Source organism: Streptomyces sp. NPDC002138 (genome assembly GCF_040296485.1).
Lineage (GTDB): Bacteria > Actinomycetota > Actinomycetes > Streptomycetales > Streptomycetaceae > Streptomyces.
This window is the reverse complement of sequence record NZ_JBEOXE010000107.1, coordinates 1-17,215: the sequence shown is the minus strand read 5'-3', so window position 1 is coordinate 17,215 and position 17,215 is coordinate 1. Positions and strand designations below refer to the sequence as shown.

Genomic DNA, 17,215 nt, shown 5'->3' with positions numbered 1-17,215 from the left:
CTGCCGCTGACGCCCAACGGCAAGCTGGACCGCCGTGCCCTGCCCGTCCCCGGCACGGTCAACGCCCCCACCCGGGCCCCCCGCACCCCCCGGGAGGAAGTCCTCTGCGGCCTCTTCGCCACCACCCTCGCCGTCGACCACGTCGGCATCGACGACAACTTCTTCGACCTCGGCGGCCACTCCCTGCTCGCCGCCCGGCTGACCGCCCGCGTCCGTGAGGAACTGGGCGTCCAGATCGGCCTGCGAGCCCTGTTCGAGACCCCGACCGTGGCCCTGCTGGCCGAGCGGATCGGCGCCGAGGGCGACACCGGATCCGCCGACGGGCTCGGTCAGCTGCTGCCGCTGCGCACCGGAGGCAACCGCGAGCCGCTGTTCGCCATCCACCCCGGTGGTGGCCTCGGCTGGTGCTACTCCGGCCTGGCCCGCCACCTGGACCGCGACCGGCCGCTGTTCGCCCTGCAGGGCCGGGGGCTCGATGGCGCGGGTGAACTGCCTGGATCCGTACCGGAGATGGCGGCCGACTACCTGCGGCTGATCCGCGAGGTCCAGCCCGAGGGCCCGTACCACCTGCTCGGCTGGTCCTTCGGCGGCACGGTGGCCCACGAGCTGGCCCGTCAACTGCAGGAAGCGGGCGCGGAGGTGGCCCTGCTCGCGATGCTCGACTCGCACCCGACGGGACGGTTCCGGCACGCCGGACAGCTCAGCGCGGCGGAGATCCTCTCGCTGGCGCTGGACGGACTCGGTCTCGACGAGCTGGAGGCGCTCGCCGCCGCCGCCCCGGCGGACGGCTCTGGCGGCGCTGGCGGCGTGGACGGCGTGGACAGTGCGGGCGTCCTGGGCGAGGGACTGCCCACCGCCGAGGCCGTGCTGGAGCTGCTGCGGGAGCGCGGCAGCGTGCTGGGCGGCCTGGACCCGGCCGCCCTGGGCCGCCTGGTGAAGGTGACCGCCAACAACATCGCGCTGGCCCAGGGCGAGCGGCCGGGCCGCTACCGGGGCCCCGTGCTCTTCTTCGAGGCCCTGCCGGGCCGGGGCGCGGACGGCGCCCCGCTGGCCGAGCTGTGGGCCGAGCACCTGGACGGCCCGGTGGAGAACCACCCGCTGGACATCCCGCACAGCCGCTTCACCACCCCGGAGGCCCTGGCGCAGATCGGCCCGGTCCTCGCCGCGCACCTGAGCTGACCGGGTTCACCGGGGGCGTCCGGCACCCGACGCCGGACGCCGGACGCCCGACGCCCGACGCCGGACGCCCCCCCGCCGCCCCCGCCCAGCCCCATGACGTCCTGTCCCGCCGAGGCCTCCGAAACGGAGCTCATCCATGCCCCTGTCCCTCGCCCCGCCCCCCGTGGGTCTGCCATGACCACCTTCCTGCTCGTCTGGGCGGGCCGCCTGGTCACCGCGCTCGGGTCCAGCATCTCCGGCTTCGCCCTCGGCCTGTGGATCTACCAACAGACCGGCTCCGTGACCCAGTTCGCCACCGGACTGCTGCTCGCCTTCGCCCCCGGCATGCTGGCCGCCCCGGTCGCCGGGATCCTGGTGGACCGCCACCGGCGCCGCGTCGTGCTGCTCTGCGCGGACGGGGCGGCCATGCTGGGCGCCGTGGCCCTGGCCGCCGCCCAGGCGACCGGGCACCTGGCCGTCTGGCAGGTGTACGCGGTCATCATCGTGGAGTCCTGCTGCGCCGCCTTCCAGTGGCCCGCGCTCGCCGCCGCCGTCACCGGCATGGTCCGGCCCGAGCAGCGCGGCCGGGCCAGTGCGATGACTCAAACAGCCCTGGCCGGAGCCCAGTTGCTCGGCCCGATGCTCGCCGCCGTCCTGCTCGGCGCGGGCGGCCTGCGCGCCGTCCTGGTGGTCGACGTCGTCTCCTTCGCGCTGGGCATGCTGACCCTGCTGCCCGCCCGCTTCCCCGAGCCGGCCGGGCACCCGGGGCGCGCCGACAGCAGACGGGAACGCCCGGGCTGGCGAGCCGAGTTGCGAGAAGGCAGGCGGCTGCTGACCAACCAGCCCGGACTGAAACACCTCCTGCGCCTGGTCACCGTCCTCAACGCGGCCGAAGCCACCGCCACCGCCGTGCTGCTGCCTCTGGTCCTGGCCGCCACCCCCGAGGCGGAGCAGAACGCCGCGGTGGCCATGGTCAGTACCGCGGGGGGCCTCGGCCTCGCGATCAGCAGTGTCGCCCTGTCCATCCGGGGCACCCCGCGCCGTCCGCTGCCCTGGGTGACGGCGGCCACCGTCCTCAGCGGGGTCGCGGTCCTGCAGGCCGGATTCTTCCCGCGCCCGGTACCCCTGGCCGCGGCCGCCTTCGTCTTCTTCCTCGGCCTGCCGGTGGTCAGCAGCTGCGCCCAGGTGCTCTGGCAGTCCGCGGTGGCCGCCGAGGCCCAGGGCCGCGTCTTCGCCCTGCGCCGCATGTTCACCCAAGGCGGCATCCTGCTCGGTTACTTGCTGGCCGGACCGCTGGCCTCGCAGGTCCTCGGCCCGCTGGTGGACCCCGGCGGGCCCCTCGGCGCCACCCTCGGTCGCCTCCTCGGCACGACCCGCGACCGCGGCAGCGCCCTGCTCCTCTGCTGTACGGGCCTGATCCTGGCCGTCACCGCGCTGGCCGGGCGCCACCACACCATCACCGCACTGCCCGCCGAGAGCCCGCCCCCCGCCGAGAGCCCGCCCCCCGCCGAGAGTCCGCCCCCCACCGGGAGTCCGTCACCCCCCGAACGGGAGAGCGCGTCCCGCGCGGCCGGCCCCCCGGTCGCAACGGGCCCCCCGGCCACCTCCTGAGCAACACCCGCCTCCACGCCGCCCGTTCGGCGCGACCTGCCTACCCTCGGGGGTGATCGACCCGCCCCGATCGGGCCGCGCCGCCCCTTCACCGATCCGGAGTCACTGTGATCTTCCGCCCCACCGCAGCGTCCGACCTCGACCGCGTCCTCCCGCTCATCGTCACCGACGCGGCCGGCGGGATGACGGCCGACATGTACGCGACCCGGCTCGCCGCCGGTGAGTACCGCCCCGACTGGACCTGGGTCGCCGAAGACGCCCCCGGCGGCGAGCCGCTCGCCCTCGCCGTCTGGTGGGGCGACCCGCAGGAGGCCCTGCCCGGCGCCCTCGACGGTGTGTTCGTCGCCGACGCGGTCCGGTCCGCCGATGAACGTACGGCCCTGGCAGCCGAGTTGCTCGCCACCGCGCACGCCGCCTACGCCGGGGCCGGCGCGAGCGCCGCGCCGGAGTACCACCTCTCCCTGCCCGGTGACTGGCGCGAGCGGCCCGACACGGCCGGGGCCGTGGCATGGCGGCAGGAGGCGGCCCGGCGCGCCGGTCTCCCGGTGGTCCTGGAGCGGCTGCGCTACGAGTGGACGCCGGGTACCGCCCTCCCGGAGCCCACCGGCCGGCTGCTGTTCGCCGCCGAACCCGATGACGAGGTCTTCGTCGACCTCTTCCGCCGGGTCCTGACGGACACCCTGGACACGGTCTCCCGGAAGGAGGCCGAGAGCGTCGGCCCCGAGGCCCAGGCCCGCGGGGACGTCGCGTTCTACCGCGACACCATGCCCGGGGACCGCTCCTGGTGGCGGGTCGCCCGGACACCCGGGGGCGAGCCCGTCGGCTTCGGCCTCCCCTCCCGCAACAACGCCTTCCCCGTGGTCGGATACCTCGGCGTGCTCCCCGAACACCGGGGCCGTGGGTACGCGGAGGAGATCCTGGCCGAGATCACCCGGATCCTGGTGGCCGAAGCCGATCCGGAGAAGGTGCGCGCCGACACCGATCTCACGAACGCGCCGATGGCCGCCGCCTTCGCGCGCGTGGGGTACCGCAACGACGCCCGCCGCCTGGTCCTGTCCGCCCACTGAACGCGCCGGACCGGCCCGTGCCCCGCCGAGCGGCCGGCCGAGATCGCGCGTCTATCCGGTGCATATCCCCCCTCGCTTCCATGGGGCCCGTCAAGAACCCCGTGGAGAGGGACCGCCGAGAATGAGCACCGAAGAGTTGACCGCCGCCGCGACCCCGGCTCCGACCGAAGCCGAGGCCCGGGCCGCCTTCCTGTCCCGGGCCGGCGGCCCGGCACTCGGCGCGCGCACGGTGCTGGAGCGGGCGGTGGAGCTGCTGCCCGGTGCGCTCGGCGCCGCCCCGGACATCGAGACGGCGCTCACCGAGCTGGCCGCCCGGGCGGCGCGACGCACGGCCCCCGCCGCGCGCGCCGCGCCCGCGCCGTGGGGCCTCGACCTGGCCACGGGCGCGCTGCGCCGGGTCACCGTCCCCGCCTGCGCCTCCCCGGTCGGCATCGCGGCGGGCCTGACCTGGGTGAGCGCCCTCGAAAGGGGCCTCGCCCAGCACTGCGCGGCCCTGCTGGCCCGCCGCCTCGGGGAACCCGGAACACGCGTGCCCAGACTGAGCCTCGCCGGGGAGGGCCACGCCGTCCCCGACGCGCTGCTGCGCGCCCTGCGCGCCGAGGGCGAACCCGTCGCGCACGATCTGACCGGGCTGCTCTCGCTGCCCGCCTGCGCCGTCACGCTCGCCCCGCGCGCGGCCCCGGACCGGGACCTGGACCGGGACACGGTCATCGCCACCGGCGCGACCCTGGCCGAGGCGGCCCGTACCGCCGCGGAGCGCGCCCTGTCCCGCAGCCGCGCCCGGGCGGCCGGCCGCTCCGTGCCGCCCGCGTTCCCCGCCATCGGCCGGGCGCAGGAGAGCGACGCTCCCCGGCCGCTGCCCGGCGCCCAGTGGTCCCACCCGCTGGACGCCCTGCACTCCCGGGGCCACGACCCGGTCGCGGTGCTGCTGGACCACGATGCCCGCGTGGGCGAGGTGCTGCCGTACCTGGTACGGATCGTGCTGACGACGAAGTAACCCCAGAGGCCCGCGGCCGTGCCCGTGCCCGCGCCCCGGATCCGGCCCCGGCGCCCGGGTACTAAGCTCCCGCGTCCGGGGCCTGCCCGTCCGGGGCCCCCGCCTCCGCCCCCGCGTCCGGCGCCGGGGCGGCCAGGCCGGCGCGTTCGGCCAGGGCCCCGCCCTGGAAGCGGCTCTCGGCGCCCAGTTCCTCCAGCAGGTCCGCGATGTGGCGGCGGCAGGTCCGCAGCGACATGCCCATCCGCCGCGCGATCACCTCGTCCTTCGCGCCCTCGACCAGCAGCCGCACCAGCGTCCGCCGCAGACTGTGGCCGACCTCCTTGTACGCGGCCCCGCTGCTCCCCAGGAAGGGGTCCGCGGCCGACCAGTGCTGTTCGAAGACCCGGCACAGGTACGCCACCACGTCGGGGTCCCGGACGAGCACCGCGCCCTCCCCGCTCCCGCCGTCCGTGCGCCGCGGCAGGAAGGCCACGCTGCGGTCGAACACGATCGCGCGGTCGGGGAGTTCGGCGGCGGTGCGGTATTCGGCCCCGGCCGCGGTCAGCGTCTCCACGTACCCCTGGGTGGCCAGGTTGGAGCGGGCCGGGTGCTGGTACAGCGTGCGCATGCGCACCCCGCGGCCGAGCATCGCCAGGTCCCGGTCGATGGCGTCGCCCAGGCGGTGGGGCGGCCGTCCGCCGCCCGGCTGGATGGTGAAGACCTCCTCCCGGCACCGCGCCGACTGCTCGGCGAGCAGCGCCGACACCGCGGCCAGGTCGGGCAGCGAGTCGATGCCCTCGCGGCGGCCCTGTTCGTGGCGGGTGGCCCGGTAACGCGGCATCAGGGAGTGCAGGTCGTCCCGTACGGACTGGGCGTGCGCCGAGCTCCGTGCGAGCCGCGCCTCCAGCGGACCGACCGCCTCCGCCGCCGCGGCGTCCGGACTGACCGCCATCAGCTCGTCGGGGCACCCCGGAACCGTCCTCAGCAGCCGGAGCAGCAGCAGCGTGTGGCACGCCCGCTCGGCCTCCTCGGCGCTGAGGCCGAGGTCAGGGGGTATGTCGAGCGGGCGCCGCCGGAGGCTGCCCCGCTCCAGGACGTGCTCGAAAACGGCGACGGAGGCCGCGTCCAGTCGTGGCAACTCCATGAAGCCTGTCCCAGTATCGATGCTTCTGCCCCCTATGCGGCCCTGCTACTTCCGTGCTCTGCAGGGTATTGCCAGATCGGAGCGCTGGACCAAGAGGGCGTAGCGTGAGGAGATTCGGGTGTCCGCCACACAAACCCCCTCAGGCGGACATCGCATGGCGAACCACCTCATCGGTGGTGTTCCCGGGCCATGCCACCACCTCCCGACTCAGGAGTCGCACCATGTCCGCAGCCACCCGTTGCTTCCTCGCCCTCACGGTCCTGCTGGCGTGCGGTGTGTCCGCCCTGGCCGTGCAGGACACCGCCGGAGGGCACCGGGCCGGGTCCGCGACGGTCACGACGCGGGCGGCCGAGCTCATGGACACCAGCTGGGGCGACGAGCACGTCCCGCGGCGGTACTGAGCCGACGGCCACACCGGCCGCGCCACCCGCACCGGGCTCCCCGCGGCTCCCGCCCGTCCGCAGGCCCGTCCGCCCCTCCGCCCGTCCGCCCGTCCGCCCAGAAGTGAAAGGCCGAAGACCGTGTCATCCTTGCCTGCGACTCCGACCCCCTCCCGGTCCGGACACGGGCCCCGAGAGGGGGCCGAGCGTCCGGCGGACCTCGCGCTCTTCCTCGACCTGGTCCGCGCCGTCATCGCACGGTCCGCGCGACGGGACGGGCGACGGGACGAGCGGGAGGAGGGCCCGGCGGTGCCCCGCGCCGAGGGCGCCGAGGGCGGCGCGGCGGGCGACTGGTCCGTGACGCCGGGCGAGTTCTGGTGCCACGTGATCCCGGACGGCGGCCCGGTCCGGCGCGCCCAGGGGTGGAAGCTCCACGTCTCGGCCACCCCGCTCGCCGCGCCGCTGGCCCTGGCCCGCGCCGCCGAGGTACTGGTGGCCCACCGCGCCGCGTTCAAGTTCGCGGCCAGCCCGTCCCGGGTGGCGGCCCTCGTCTCGGGGCGCTTCGAGCGGGGAGGCGGCGGCAAGTTCATCACCGTGTACCCCTCGGACGACGACCAGTTCCGGCTGCTCGCCGAAGAACTCCACCGGGCCACGCTGGGGCTGCCCGGACCCGCGGTCCTCTCCGACCGCCGCTACCTGCCGGACAGCCAGGTCTCCTACCGGTTCGGGGTGTTCGCCGGTGTCCAGGAACTCACCGCCGACGGCTGCTTCGCCACCCTGCTGACCGACCCCGAGGGGCGCCGGGTCGCCGACGAACGCAACGCCTGGTTCAGCCCGCCCGCCTGGGCGGGAGACCCCTTCCCCGAGCGCTCGGCCGCCCCGGTCCGCAGCACCGCCACCGCCAAGCCCGTCCTGCTGGGCGGCCGGTACCTGGTGCGCGGCGCCATCCAGCACTCCAACAAGGGCGGCGTGTTCCGCGCCGAGGACACCGAGACCGGCGCGCTGGTCGTCGTCAAGCAGGCCCGGCCCCACGTGGCCGCCGGGCTGGAGGGGCTCGACGTACGGGACCTGCTGCGCCGGGAGGCGACCCTGCTGGAACGCTTCGGCAAGGTCCACCCGGACCGGGTTCCCCGGCTGGCCGAGGTGTTCGAGCAGCAGGGCAGCGTGTTCCTGGCGGCCGAGACCGTCCCGGGCGCCACCCTGCGCCGGACGGTCGCCGAGCGCCTCGTCGCGACCGGCGCCGCCTGTCCCGACGACGCCACCGCCGACTCCCTGGTCCGGCAGCTGACCGACCTGGTCGCCACCGCCCACGAACTGGGCGTCACCCTGCACGACTTCAACCCGAACAACGTCATGGTCACCCCGGACGGCCGGCTCCTGCTGATCGACCTGGAGATGGCGGCGCGGGAGGGCGAGCGCTGGATGCTCGGCGCCACCCCCGGCTACACCGCGCCCGAACTGCGCGCCGCCCCCCAGGTGGCCCCCGCGATGGGCCCCGCCGTCGACCTGTACGCCCTGGGCGCCACCGTCCTGCACGCGCTGAGCGGCGCCGACCCGCTGTTCGCCGCGGACCGGCCCGCCGCCGACGCCCGCCCGGACGCGGAACGCCTGGCCGGCCTCGTCGGACTGCTGGCCCGCGGCCAGAGCACGCTGGAACGCCACGCCCCGCTGATCCTCGGCCTGATGCGGGACGAGCCGGCCGACCGCTGGACCCTGGACGACGTACGGCGCTTCCTCGCCGGGGACCGGCCCGCCGCGCCCGCCCCGCGTACCGGGGAGAGCGACCGGAGCGGCGCGGCGGACGTCCGCGGCCGCCTGGTCCGGGACGGCGTCGCCCACCTCCTGGCCACCATGGGCCCGCGGGACGCCGACCGGCTCTGGCCCTCGGACACCTTCGGCTCGACCTGCGACCCGGTGGCCGTACAGCACGGTTCGGCGGGCGGGGTCGCCGTCCTGGCCCGGGCCCTGAACGGCTGGGACGACCGGCCGGCCGGGGCGGGCACGCCCACCCGGGAGGCCCTGCGCGAGGGCCTGCGCACCGCCGCGCTGTGGACGGCGGACCGGCAGGACGCCCTGCCCTGGACCCTGCCGGGACTGCACTTCGGCCGCTCCGGCACGGCCTGGGCGCTGCTCGACGCCGCCGGAGCCCTCGACGATCCGGCCCTGGCCGGGCGCGCCACCGCGCTCGCCCTGAAGCTGCCCGTCCAGTGGCCCAACCCCGACGTCTGCCACGGCGCCGCCGGATCGGGCCTGGCCCAGCTGTACTTCTGGCGCACCACCGGCGACCCCCGCTTCCTGGAACGGGCCGCCGAGGTCGCCGAGGGGCTGCTCACGGCGGCCCGGCACACCCCCGAGGGCGTCTTCTGGCCGGTACCGGAGGACTTCGACTCCGGCCTCGCCGGGGCCTGGCACTACGGCTTCGCCCACGGCGTCGCCGGAGTCGGCACCTTCCTGCTGCTCGCGGCCGAAGCCACCGGGGACGACCGCTTCCTGAAGGCGGCCGTCGAGGCGGGCGGCACCCTGACCACCGCCGCCCGCGGCGGCCCGGCGGGCACGCTGTGGCCCGTCGACCGGGCCCGGCACCTCTCCGGCTCGCCGGACCTCGCCCGGCACTGGTGCAACGGCTCGTCCGGAGTCGGCACCTTCCTGGTCCGCCTCTGGGCGGCGACCGGCCGGACCGACGACGCCACCCGCGACCTGGTGGAGGGCGCCGCCCTCGCCGTCCGGGCGGGCAGGTCCGGCGATTCGCCCGCCGCGTGCCACGGGCTCGCGGGCAACGCCGAGTTCCTGCTCGACGCCGCCGCGCTGACGGGCGACGCGCGTCACCGCGCCGGGGCCGAGTCGCTGGTCGAGCACATGGCCGCGCAGGCCGTCCTGCGCGACGGCCGCCTGCTGGTGCCGGACGACAACCGCCGGGGCGTGCTCGCCGAGTACGCCACCGGACTGGCCGGAAGCCTCTCGCTGCTGCTGCGCATGGAGTCCGGCGGCCCGCGCGCCTGGCTGCCCGAGGGCGAACCCGCCCACCCCTGAACTTCCGGTGGCCGTCGGCCGCCGGTGGCCGGTCCGCGAGGACCGGTACCCCTCCCCAACAGAAGGAGCCCATCATGATGGAGCACGACATCGACGCCCTGCAGGTCCTCCCGGCCGACCTGGCCGCCGAGAACCTCGGCGAGGAGCACGCCGCCGCGCTGATCACCGCCTGCCGCATCCACTTCAGCGGCTGCTGAAGTCGGTAACGACTGACGGTGGGCCCCGCGCCCGCCTGCAGGAGGGGACCAGCCCGGGGGGCTGGTCCCCTCCTCGGCGTCGCGCGGAAAGCCGCTCGGCAACCGGGTCGCGCTGTGGCAGCGTGCTGCCGTGTGACAGCCATCGACAGCATCAGGATCAGCACGCTCGCCGAACGCCCGGAACTGACCGGCCGGCTCTACGAGATCGACGACAGCTGGCCGGCGTTCATCCCGCACGAGCCGGTCGCCGGAGCCCTGTTGGGCCGGGTGCCCGAGGAGTTCCCGCAGTACTGCGTCGTGGCCACCGACGGCGACCGCGTCGTGGCCCGGGGGTACGGCGTGCCGTTCGACGCCGCGTCGGACGGCCGCGAGGAGATGCCCGACCAGGGCTGGGACCGGGTGCTGGTGTGGGCGTTCGAGGACCGGCGGCGCGGCGCCGCCGTGACCGTCGCCAGCGCGCTCGAAATCACCGTGGACCGCTCCCACCTCGGCCGTGGGATGTCGTACCGGATGCTGTCGGCACTGCGCGGCGCGGCCCGCGCCCGGGGCCACCGCGACCTCCTCGCCCCGGTCCACACCTGAGGCCGCACCTGCCCGTGGCCGAGTACGCCGGACTGCTGCGCGAGGACGGGCTGCCGGACGACCCGTGGCTGCGCGTCCACGTGAAGGCGGGGGGCGCCATCGAGCGGATCGCCCGGGCGTCCATGACGGTCAGCGGATCCCTGGAGCAGTGGCGCGCGTGGACCGGCCTCGCCCTCGACCGGGACGGCGCGGTGGAGGTCCCCGGCGCCCTGGTCCCGCTGCACTGCGACACCGCGCACGGCTACGCGGTCTACGTCGAGCCGAACGTGTGGGTCCGGCACGGCCTGGAGCCCGCCGCCGAGGCGTGACCGGGGCCCCGGGCCCAACGCCCCAGGCCCCGCACCCCCCGCGCCGGGCCCCGGCCGGAGCACGTCAGAAGCGGCCCGGGGCGGAGGGCGGCGGGACCGGAGCGAGCCGGCGCGTGGTCGGAGGCGGCGTGGTGGCCCGGCAGCGCACGTCACGGGCCGGGAGCCGGCCCGTGGCCAGGTAGCCGGTCACCGTCGCGGTGACGCAGGAGCCGGGATCCGCGAGATACACCCCGTGCCCCTCGCCGCCCAGCGCCAGCACCATCCGCGAGCCCCTCAGCGCGCGGTGCATGCCCTCGCCGCTGACCAGCGGGGTCTGCGAGTCCCACTCGTTCTGCACGGTCAGCACGTCCGCCGGGAGCCGCATCGGCGTCACCGCCTCGCGCGGCCGCGGCCAGAAGGCGCACGGCTTGATGTTGGAGGCGAAGTCCCCGTACAGCGGGTAGGCGGCCTTGTCCCGGACCGCGTCGCGCCGGTACTGCTCGGGATCGCGGGGCCAGTCGTCCGCGTCACCGCACACCACCGACCAGAAGACGGCGATGCCGTTGTCCGGGGCCGGTCCGCCGGCCGCGGGGCGCGCGGCGCCGAGCGCCTCCCGCAGCGAGGGCGCGGCGGCGGGCGCGGGCGTACCGTCGGCCGCGGCCTTGATGGCGGCGACGAGGGGAGCGGCCTGCGCGGGGGAGAAGAACACCCGGCGCGCGCCCCGGATCGTGTCGCCCGTCACCTTCTCGCCCTGGAACTCGACCGGATCGCGGTCCGCCCGCGCCACCAGCTCCCAGAAGGTCCGCGAGACCGCCTCCGGGGTGGCACCGAGGTGGTACGCGGCGTCCCGCTCGGCCGTCCACCGGGTCCACCGGGCGAAGGCGGGCTCGGCCTCGGTCGCCCAGGTCCGGATCGCGCCGCGCCACACGTGCCGCGGGTCCACACCGCTGTCGAGGACGAAGCGGTCGGTACGGGCCGGGAACAGCTGTGTGTACACCGCGCCGAGGTAGGTCCCGTAGGAGTAGCCGAGGTAGGAGATCCGCCGCTCGCCGAGGGCCGCGCGGATCGCGTCCATGTCGCGGGCGGTGTTGCGGGTGGTGAGGTACGGAAGGACCGTCCCCGCGGTCCGGCGGCACGTGTCGGCGACCGTACGGGCCCACGCCACGTCGGAGGGGAAGGTCTCGGGGTGGTACGGCCGGTCGACGACCTGCTCGGCGTCGCTCAGCCCGCAGCCGACCGGGCTGCTCGCGCCGACACCGCGCGGGTCGAAGCCGATCAGGTCGTACGCGTCGCGCACGTCCTTCGGCAGTACGTCGAGCACCGTCAGCGGCAGGTCCAGCCCGGGATCGCCCGGCCCGCCCGGGTTGAGCAGCAGGACTCCGTGCCGTTTGCCGGGGTCCTCGGTCTTGATCCGGGAGATCGCGAGGTCGATCGACCGGTCCCGGGGGCGCTCGTAGTCGAGCGGGACCCGGAGGGTCGCGCACTCGTACGCCGCCGGCCGGTCGGCGGCGCAGCGGTGCCACGAGGGCGGCGGCGGCCGGTAGTCGAAGACGGGGGAGACGGAGGAGACGGCCGAGGCGGAGGAGACGGCCGCGGCGGGCGAGGCGGGCGAGGCGGACGAGGCGGCACCGGACGCGGCGGCGGCCCCGGTCACGGACAGCAGGGGGAGGGTGGTGACGACGAGTCCGGCGGCGGCGAGCAGGGGCGCGATGCGTGTGATGCGTGTGAGGCGCACGGGGGAGCCGTTCCTTTCGGCGAAGCGGGCCGCTCGGACGCGGCCGATCGGCGGAGCCGGTTCCCTGTTCACCCTGGCGTACGGACCGGCCGGGCGAATCCTCCCCGGGCGTCGGCCCGTCTCCGCCGAGCGAATGAGCCCGGATCGGGACAATTGGCCGAAACGGCGCGGTGCTTGGGCCGTCCCGGGGTGCCGTGCGAGACCCCGGTGACCCCGATGCTTCACCCGTCCCGGTGGAACCCGGGCCGGTCGGCGTGGGCAGAACCGATTCGCTTCCGCACGCCCGGCATACGGTCCGCCGTGACCCCTCGCCGATCTTGAGGAGACCTTCCATGAAGCTTCGCAGTGCCGTCACCGCGGGCCTGGCCGGGCTGGTGCTCGCCCTCTCCGTCCCCGGCTCCGCCTTCGCCGCGACCGGTGACTTCAGCTACACCTTCACCGACGACCGCGGCGAGGTGCTGACCGTCGCCCTGCACGACCCGCGCAGCGACCAGTGCGTCAACCTGCCCTACGTCGGCAGCGAGTGGGTCGAGCCGGGACACACGCCCCACAACGCGACGGACGAGCTGGTGACCGTCTTCAAGGGCGCGGACTGCACCGGCCCGGAGTGGAACCTGCGCGCCCACGGCAAGCCGGCCTCCGAGAACCTGAAGGTCCGCTCCGTGTACTTCCACGACCCGAGCTGACCCGACCGGTCCGGCCCCGCTCCCACCGCGGCCCGCGAGGCCCGCGGCGGGAGCGGGGCCGGCTCCCGTTCCCGTTCGGGTTCGGGTTCCCGTTCCGGACATAATGTCGGTCCGGATCATGAGGGAAGGAACGCCGATGCGCGACGAGGACGACACAGTCCTGGTGACCACCGAGGGCCGGACGGGCCGGATCACCCTCAACCGCCCCGGGGCGCTCAACTCCCTCACGCGCCCCATGGTGCTGCGGATCACCGAGGCGCTCGCCGCCTGGGAGTACGACCCGCGGATCGACCAGGTCCTCATCGCCGGCGCGGGGGAGCGCGGCCTGTGCGCGGGCGGCGACATCCGGGCGATCCACGCCGACGCCCGCGCGGGCGGCACCGCCTCGGTGGACTTCTGGCGCGACGAGTACCGGCTGAACGCCCGGATCGCCCGCTACCCCAAGCCGTACGTCGCCCTCATGGACGGCATCGTGATGGGCGGCGGGGTCGGGGTCTCCGCCCACGGCAGCGTCCGGATCGTCACCGAACGCTCCCGCGTCGCCATGCCCGAGACCGGGATCGGCTTCGTGCCCGACGTCGGCGGCACCCACCTGCTGGCCCGGGCCCCCGGCGAGCTGGGCACCCACCTCGCCCTCACCGGCGCGGCGGTCGGTGCGGCCGACGCGCTGCTGTGCGGGCTCGCCGACCACTTCGTCCCCGCCGGCCGGCTCGCCGACCTGGGCCGCGACCTCGCCTCAGGCGCCGTGGGCGACGTACTGCCCCGGTACGCCGGAACGGCCCCGGACGGTGAACTGGCCCGGCACCGCGCGTGGATCGACCACTGCTACGCCGCCGACACGGTCGAGGCGATCGTGGAGCGGCTGTCCCGGTACGGCGACCCGGCGGCCAAGGAGTGCGCCGAAACGATCCTCGCGAAGTCCCCGACGGCGCTCAAGGTCACCCTGGCGGCCGTCCGCCGGGCCCGGGCCTTCGGCTCGCTGGAGCGGGTGCTGGCCCAGGAGTTCCGGGTGTCCTGCGCCGCACTGACCTCGCCCGACCTGGTGGAGGGCATCCGGGCCCAGGTCATCGACAAGGACCGCACGCCCCACTGGTCGCCGGCCGACCTCGCGCAGGTCTCCGACGACGACGTGGAGCGGTACTTCGCCCCCCTCGGCGCCGACCGCGAACTGCGCCTCGACGGCGGCCGGGCCGCATGAGCGGGCGCGACCGCGGGCGGCCCGCTCAGCGGTAGCCCGTCGCGTCGGCCGGGTGTCCCGGGTCCTGCACCTCGACCATGTACCGCCAGGCGTCCGGGCGGCTCCCGTCGAGGTCGGTGAAGCCGTACACCCCGGCCAGCTGCCCGCTGGAGAGCGACTGCCCGTTCCAGCGCGCCCGCTCCGGATCCGCCGCCAGCGCCGCGACCGCGCGGCCGACGTACGACGGGGTCTCCGAGATGGCGAAGTGCGGGACCTTCTCCAGGGCGTCCCGCCACGTCGCCTCCGTCACCCCGAAGGCGTCGAGCATGAGCTCCGAGCGCATCCAGCCGGGGGTGAGCGCCACCGCGCTCGCCCCGCGCGGCCCGAGCTCGTGCCCGAGCGCGAACGCCATGCGCAGCACGGACGACTTGGCCAGGTCGTAGAAGAACGAGACCCGGTAGCGGCTCGCGTTGTACTCCGCCGTCCCGTCCGTCATCTCCACCACCAGCCCGCCCGGCTCGCGCAGCAGCAACGGCACCGCGAAGTGGCTGGTGACGGCGTGGGTCTCGACCGCGAGCCGCAGCAGCCGCAGCCCCTTGTCCAGGTCGTGCTCCCAGACCGTGCTCTCCCACTCGAAGAGCCGCTCGCCGCCCCAGATGTCGTTGACGAGCACGTCCAGCCGGCCCTGCTCGGCGTCGATCCGCCCGACCACCGCCTCGACCTGCTCCGGCACCAGGTGGTCCGCGACGACCGCGATGCCCCGGCCGCCCGCCGCCGTGACCAGCTCGGCCGTCTCCTCGATCGTCTCGGGCCGGTCGTACTCGGAGCGCCTGCCGCGGGTGCTGCGCCCGGTCACGTACACGGTCGCGCCCCGCGCGCCCAGCTCCACGGCGATGCCGCGGCCCGCGCCGCGGGTCGCCCCCGCGACGAGGGCGACCCGTCCCGTCAGTGATCCCGTCATGCCGCGAGCCTACGACCGGCCCCGGGCCGTGGGCTCGCGGACCGGGCCGGGGCCGCGGGGGGTTCAGGCGTCGAGGGCCGCGATGATCTCGGCGGTGGAGCGGACCCGGCCGAGGCGGGGGAAGATCTTGCCGAAGCTGTGCGCGTGCGAGTCCGCGTCGAGGTCCGTCGTGGCGTCCTCGGCGAAGACCAGGTGGTAGCTGTTCTCCCAGGCCGTGCGGGCGGTGGACTCCACCCCGACGCTCGTGGAGATGCCCGCCAGGACGATCCGGGTGATCCCGCGGCGGCGCAGCTGGAGGTCCAGCTCGGTGCCGGTGAAGGCGCCCCAGTGGCGCTTGGTGATGCGGATGTCGCCCTCGACGGCGAGCCCGGGGGCGAGTTCGCTGAAGGCGGCGGGCGGCGCGGCGTGCGGGCCGGCGAGGTCGGCCTCGGCGGTGGGCAGGTCGCCGCCGTCGGGGGACCAGGCGACGTTGACGAGGACCACGGGGAGCTGCCGGGCGCGGAAGGCCCGTGCCAGCTCGAGGGACTTCGCGAGGATGTCGCCGGAGGGGCGGGCGGCGGGCAGGGCCAGGATGCCCTGCTGGAGGTCGATCAGGACGAGGGCGGTGTGCGCGTCGAGGGTCAGGTCGCTCATGAGGATCTCGGTTCCTTCTCGTGGGTCCGTGGGTGAATCCGGTGGGTCTCGCGGTACGGCAGCCCGATGGGCCCGGCGGCTCCCGCCCCGGGCCCGCTCAGCCCTCCGCGAGCCGTTTGAGCAGGCCGATCGCCTCGCGCAGGGTCGCGCGCTCGGGCTCGGTGAGGCGTTCGGCGAGCAGCTCGGCGAGGCGCTCGTACCCGGCTTCCCCGCGCGCGCGGACGGTGTCGCGGCCGCTCTCGGTCAGCGCGATGATCTGCCGCCGTCCGTCGGTGGGGTCGGCGGTCCGCTCGACGTATCCGGCCGCGCGCAGCGCGTTGACCGTGGCGATCATCGACTGCGGGCGGATCCCCTCGGCCCGGGCCAGTTCAGCGGCGGTCGCGGGGCCGTGGTGGGCCAGCTGCTTGAGCGCCGCCACCTGCGACAAGGACAGCCCCCCGGAGGCGGCGACCCGCATCTGCCGCACCACCATGCGGACGGCGAGCTGTAGCTCCGCGGCGGTTTCCCGCAGCTCCCGCTGTGCGTCTGCCATACCGCGACCGTATGCGATCGACAGGCAAACTGGCAAGGTTACCTGTCGATCTGGCGTGCCGAGCGGTCCCGACGCGTGGCCGGAACGGCCGTCTTTCCGCGCCCGGCGTACGCCGGATAGACCTGCGCCCATGACTGCAGCGGACATGACGAGCTTCGACGAGGTCTACGGACTGCCGGACCCGCGCGGGTACTTCGCCCAGCTGGGCCCGTACGGCTACCAGGCGCCGCACCACGGGCAGCGGGTCTTCCGCGAGCTGATCGGCGAACTGCCGCCCGAAGAACAGGTGATGCTCGACATCTGTTGTTCGTACGGGATCAACGCCGCGCTGGTGAACCACGACGTGAGCCTCGACGAGCTGTACGAGCGCTACACCTCGGCCAAGACGGCCGAGCTGAGCACGCCCGAACTCATCGAAGAGGACCGGGCGTTCTACGCCTCGCGCAGACTGCCCGAAGCGGTCGGCTCGATCGGGGTCGACGTGTCCCGGCCCGCCGTGGCGTACGCGCTCGCCGTCGGCCTCCTCGACGAGGGCTACTGCGAGGACCTGGAGCGCGGCGAACCCGACGAGGAGCTGCGCCGGGCCGCCGCCGGAGTCGGCCTGATCACCCTCACCGGCGGGGCCGCCTTCCTCACCGAGCGGACCTTCGGGCGCCTGCTCTCCGCCGCGGGCCGGCCCGTGCCGGTGGCCGCCTTCGTGCTGCGCACCCACGACTTCCGGGCCGTCACCGCGCGCCTGGAGTCGTACGGGCTGACCGTCGAGCGGAGCGCCGAGACCTACCCGCAGCGCCGGTTCACGGACGAGGGCGAGCAGCGGCGCGCGGTCGAGGCCGTCACCGCGCTCGGGGAGGACCCGACGGGCAAGGAGAGCGCCGGGTGGTTCCACACCCGGCTCCACCTCGCCCGCTGACCGGCGCCCGAGCGCGGCCGGCCCCCAGGTGCACGGAGGTACTCCCGGCAGGGCCTAGTGCCGCGTCAGGCAACGTTTGCCCGTCAAGGAGCGGCGTCCGGTGCGTGCTCTCGGCGTGCCGGCCGGAAGCGCTCGTACTGGACGTACTT

The 17,215-nt window shown here is 75.5% G+C and carries 15 protein-coding genes and 1 pseudogene; 11 read left to right on the top strand and 5 right to left on the bottom strand.

Annotated elements, in window-relative coordinates:
- The 4 genes from ABT084_RS36110 to ABT084_RS36095 all read left to right on the top strand — a co-directional run.
- Positions 1-1,179: thioesterase domain-containing protein (locus ABT084_RS36110; protein ID WP_351053543.1), on the top strand; the 1,179-nt coding region annotated here is incomplete at its 5' end.
- Positions 1,180-1,353: 174 nt separating this feature from the next.
- Complete coding sequence (locus tag ABT084_RS36105) at positions 1,354-2,769, top strand: MFS transporter (RefSeq protein ID WP_351053540.1); 1,416 nt, start codon at positions 1,354-1,356, stop codon at positions 2,767-2,769.
- A 107-nt stretch (positions 2,770-2,876) separates the two neighbouring features.
- Positions 2,877-3,836: a GNAT family N-acetyltransferase gene (locus ABT084_RS36100; protein ID WP_351053537.1), complete on the top strand. Its 960-nt coding sequence runs from the start codon at positions 2,877-2,879 to the stop codon at positions 3,834-3,836.
- A 121-nt stretch (positions 3,837-3,957) separates the two neighbouring features.
- On the top strand, positions 3,958-4,833 hold the full coding sequence (locus ABT084_RS36095; protein WP_351053534.1) for a hypothetical protein: 876 nt from the start codon (positions 3,958-3,960) through the stop codon (positions 4,831-4,833).
- A gap of 61 nt (positions 4,834-4,894) precedes the next feature.
- Here the strand turns inward: ABT084_RS36095 and ABT084_RS36090 are convergent, their stop codons facing one another.
- The gene (locus tag ABT084_RS36090) at positions 4,895-5,956 is read right to left on the bottom strand and encodes a hypothetical protein (protein WP_351053531.1); all 1,062 of its coding nucleotides are present in this window, start codon (positions 5,954-5,956) and stop codon (positions 4,895-4,897) included.
- Between the two features lie 221 nt (positions 5,957-6,177).
- On the opposite strand from ABT084_RS36090, the gene ABT084_RS36085 reads away from it, so the two are divergent.
- The 4 genes and pseudogenes from ABT084_RS36085 to ABT084_RS36070 all read left to right on the top strand — a co-directional run bounded on the left by ABT084_RS36085 (position 6,178) and on the right by ABT084_RS36070 (position 10,453).
- Positions 6,178-6,357: a hypothetical protein gene (locus ABT084_RS36085; RefSeq protein ID WP_351053528.1), complete on the top strand. Its 180-nt coding sequence runs from the start codon at positions 6,178-6,180 to the stop codon at positions 6,355-6,357.
- Between the two features lie 129 nt (positions 6,358-6,486).
- A complete protein-coding gene (gene lanL, locus ABT084_RS36080; RefSeq protein ID WP_351053525.1) occupies positions 6,487-9,366 on the top strand; it encodes a class IV lanthionine synthetase LanL in 2,880 nt (959 codons plus the stop codon).
- A gap of 74 nt (positions 9,367-9,440) precedes the next feature.
- Positions 9,441-9,563, top strand: a complete 123-nt coding sequence (locus ABT084_RS36075) for an ALQxL family class IV lanthipeptide (RefSeq protein WP_351053522.1) — start codon at positions 9,441-9,443, stop codon at positions 9,561-9,563.
- 141 nt (positions 9,564-9,704) lie between these two features.
- Positions 9,705-10,453, top strand: a pseudogene (locus ABT084_RS36070) (N-acetyltransferase).
- A gap of 64 nt (positions 10,454-10,517) precedes the next feature.
- Here the strand turns inward: ABT084_RS36070 and ABT084_RS36065 are convergent.
- The gene (locus tag ABT084_RS36065) at positions 10,518-12,167 is read right to left on the bottom strand and encodes an alpha/beta hydrolase (protein WP_351053519.1); all 1,650 of its coding nucleotides are present in this window, start codon (positions 12,165-12,167) and stop codon (positions 10,518-10,520) included.
- Positions 12,168-12,499: 332 nt separating this feature from the next.
- On the opposite strand from ABT084_RS36065, the gene ABT084_RS36060 reads away from it, so the two are divergent.
- Together ABT084_RS36060 and ABT084_RS36055 are read left to right on the top strand one after the other, a co-directional pair.
- Positions 12,500-12,853 (top strand): hypothetical protein, encoded by a 354-nt coding sequence (locus tag ABT084_RS36060; RefSeq protein WP_351053517.1) that lies wholly within the window; start codon positions 12,500-12,502, stop codon positions 12,851-12,853.
- A gap of 136 nt (positions 12,854-12,989) precedes the next feature.
- Positions 12,990-14,051 (top strand): enoyl-CoA hydratase/isomerase family protein, encoded by a 1,062-nt coding sequence (locus tag ABT084_RS36055; protein WP_351053514.1) that lies wholly within the window; start codon positions 12,990-12,992, stop codon positions 14,049-14,051.
- 25 nt (positions 14,052-14,076) lie between these two features.
- On the opposite strand, the gene ABT084_RS36050 is transcribed toward ABT084_RS36055, so the two are convergent.
- The 3 genes from ABT084_RS36050 to ABT084_RS36040 form a co-directional block, all read right to left on the bottom strand.
- On the bottom strand, positions 14,077-14,991 hold the full coding sequence (locus ABT084_RS36050) for an SDR family oxidoreductase (RefSeq protein ID WP_351053512.1): 915 nt from the start codon (positions 14,989-14,991) through the stop codon (positions 14,077-14,079).
- A gap of 63 nt (positions 14,992-15,054) precedes the next feature.
- Positions 15,055-15,624 (bottom strand): hydrolase, encoded by a 570-nt coding sequence (locus tag ABT084_RS36045; protein WP_351053510.1) that lies wholly within the window; start codon positions 15,622-15,624, stop codon positions 15,055-15,057.
- 97 nt (positions 15,625-15,721) lie between these two features.
- Entirely contained in the window at positions 15,722-16,156 is a 435-nt protein-coding gene (locus ABT084_RS36040) for a MarR family winged helix-turn-helix transcriptional regulator (protein ID WP_351053508.1), read from the bottom strand.
- Positions 16,157-16,286: 130 nt separating this feature from the next.
- Between ABT084_RS36040 and ABT084_RS36035 the strand changes: the two genes are divergently transcribed.
- Positions 16,287-17,066, top strand: a complete 780-nt coding sequence (locus ABT084_RS36035; RefSeq protein ID WP_351053505.1) for a hypothetical protein — start codon at positions 16,287-16,289, stop codon at positions 17,064-17,066.
- The last annotated feature ends 149 nt before the right edge of the window (positions 17,067-17,215 follow it).

Coding starts and splice junctions, on each gene's coding strand:
- ABT084_RS36085 (WP_351053528.1), top strand. CDS start 6,178: ATGTCCGCAGCCACCCGTTGCTTCCTCGCCCTCACGGTCCTGCTGGCG.
- ABT084_RS36095 (WP_351053534.1), top strand. CDS start 3,958: ATGAGCACCGAAGAGTTGACCGCCGCCGCGACCCCGGCTCCGACCGAA.
- ABT084_RS36105 (WP_351053540.1), top strand. CDS start 1,354: ATGACCACCTTCCTGCTCGTCTGGGCGGGCCGCCTGGTCACCGCGCTC.
- ABT084_RS36050 (WP_351053512.1), bottom strand. CDS start 14,991: ATGACGGGATCACTGACGGGACGGGTCGCCCTCGTCGCGGGGGCGACC.
- ABT084_RS36075 (WP_351053522.1), top strand. CDS start 9,441: ATGATGGAGCACGACATCGACGCCCTGCAGGTCCTCCCGGCCGACCTG.
- ABT084_RS36045 (WP_351053510.1), bottom strand. CDS start 15,624: ATGAGCGACCTGACCCTCGACGCGCACACCGCCCTCGTCCTGATCGAC.
- ABT084_RS36035 (WP_351053505.1), top strand. CDS start 16,287: ATGACTGCAGCGGACATGACGAGCTTCGACGAGGTCTACGGACTGCCG.
- ABT084_RS36040 (WP_351053508.1), bottom strand. CDS start 16,156: ATGGCAGACGCACAGCGGGAGCTGCGGGAAACCGCCGCGGAGCTACAG.
- ABT084_RS36055 (WP_351053514.1), top strand. CDS start 12,990: ATGCGCGACGAGGACGACACAGTCCTGGTGACCACCGAGGGCCGGACG.
- ABT084_RS36060 (WP_351053517.1), top strand. CDS start 12,500: ATGAAGCTTCGCAGTGCCGTCACCGCGGGCCTGGCCGGGCTGGTGCTC.
- ABT084_RS36090 (WP_351053531.1), bottom strand. CDS start 5,956: ATGGAGTTGCCACGACTGGACGCGGCCTCCGTCGCCGTTTTCGAGCAC.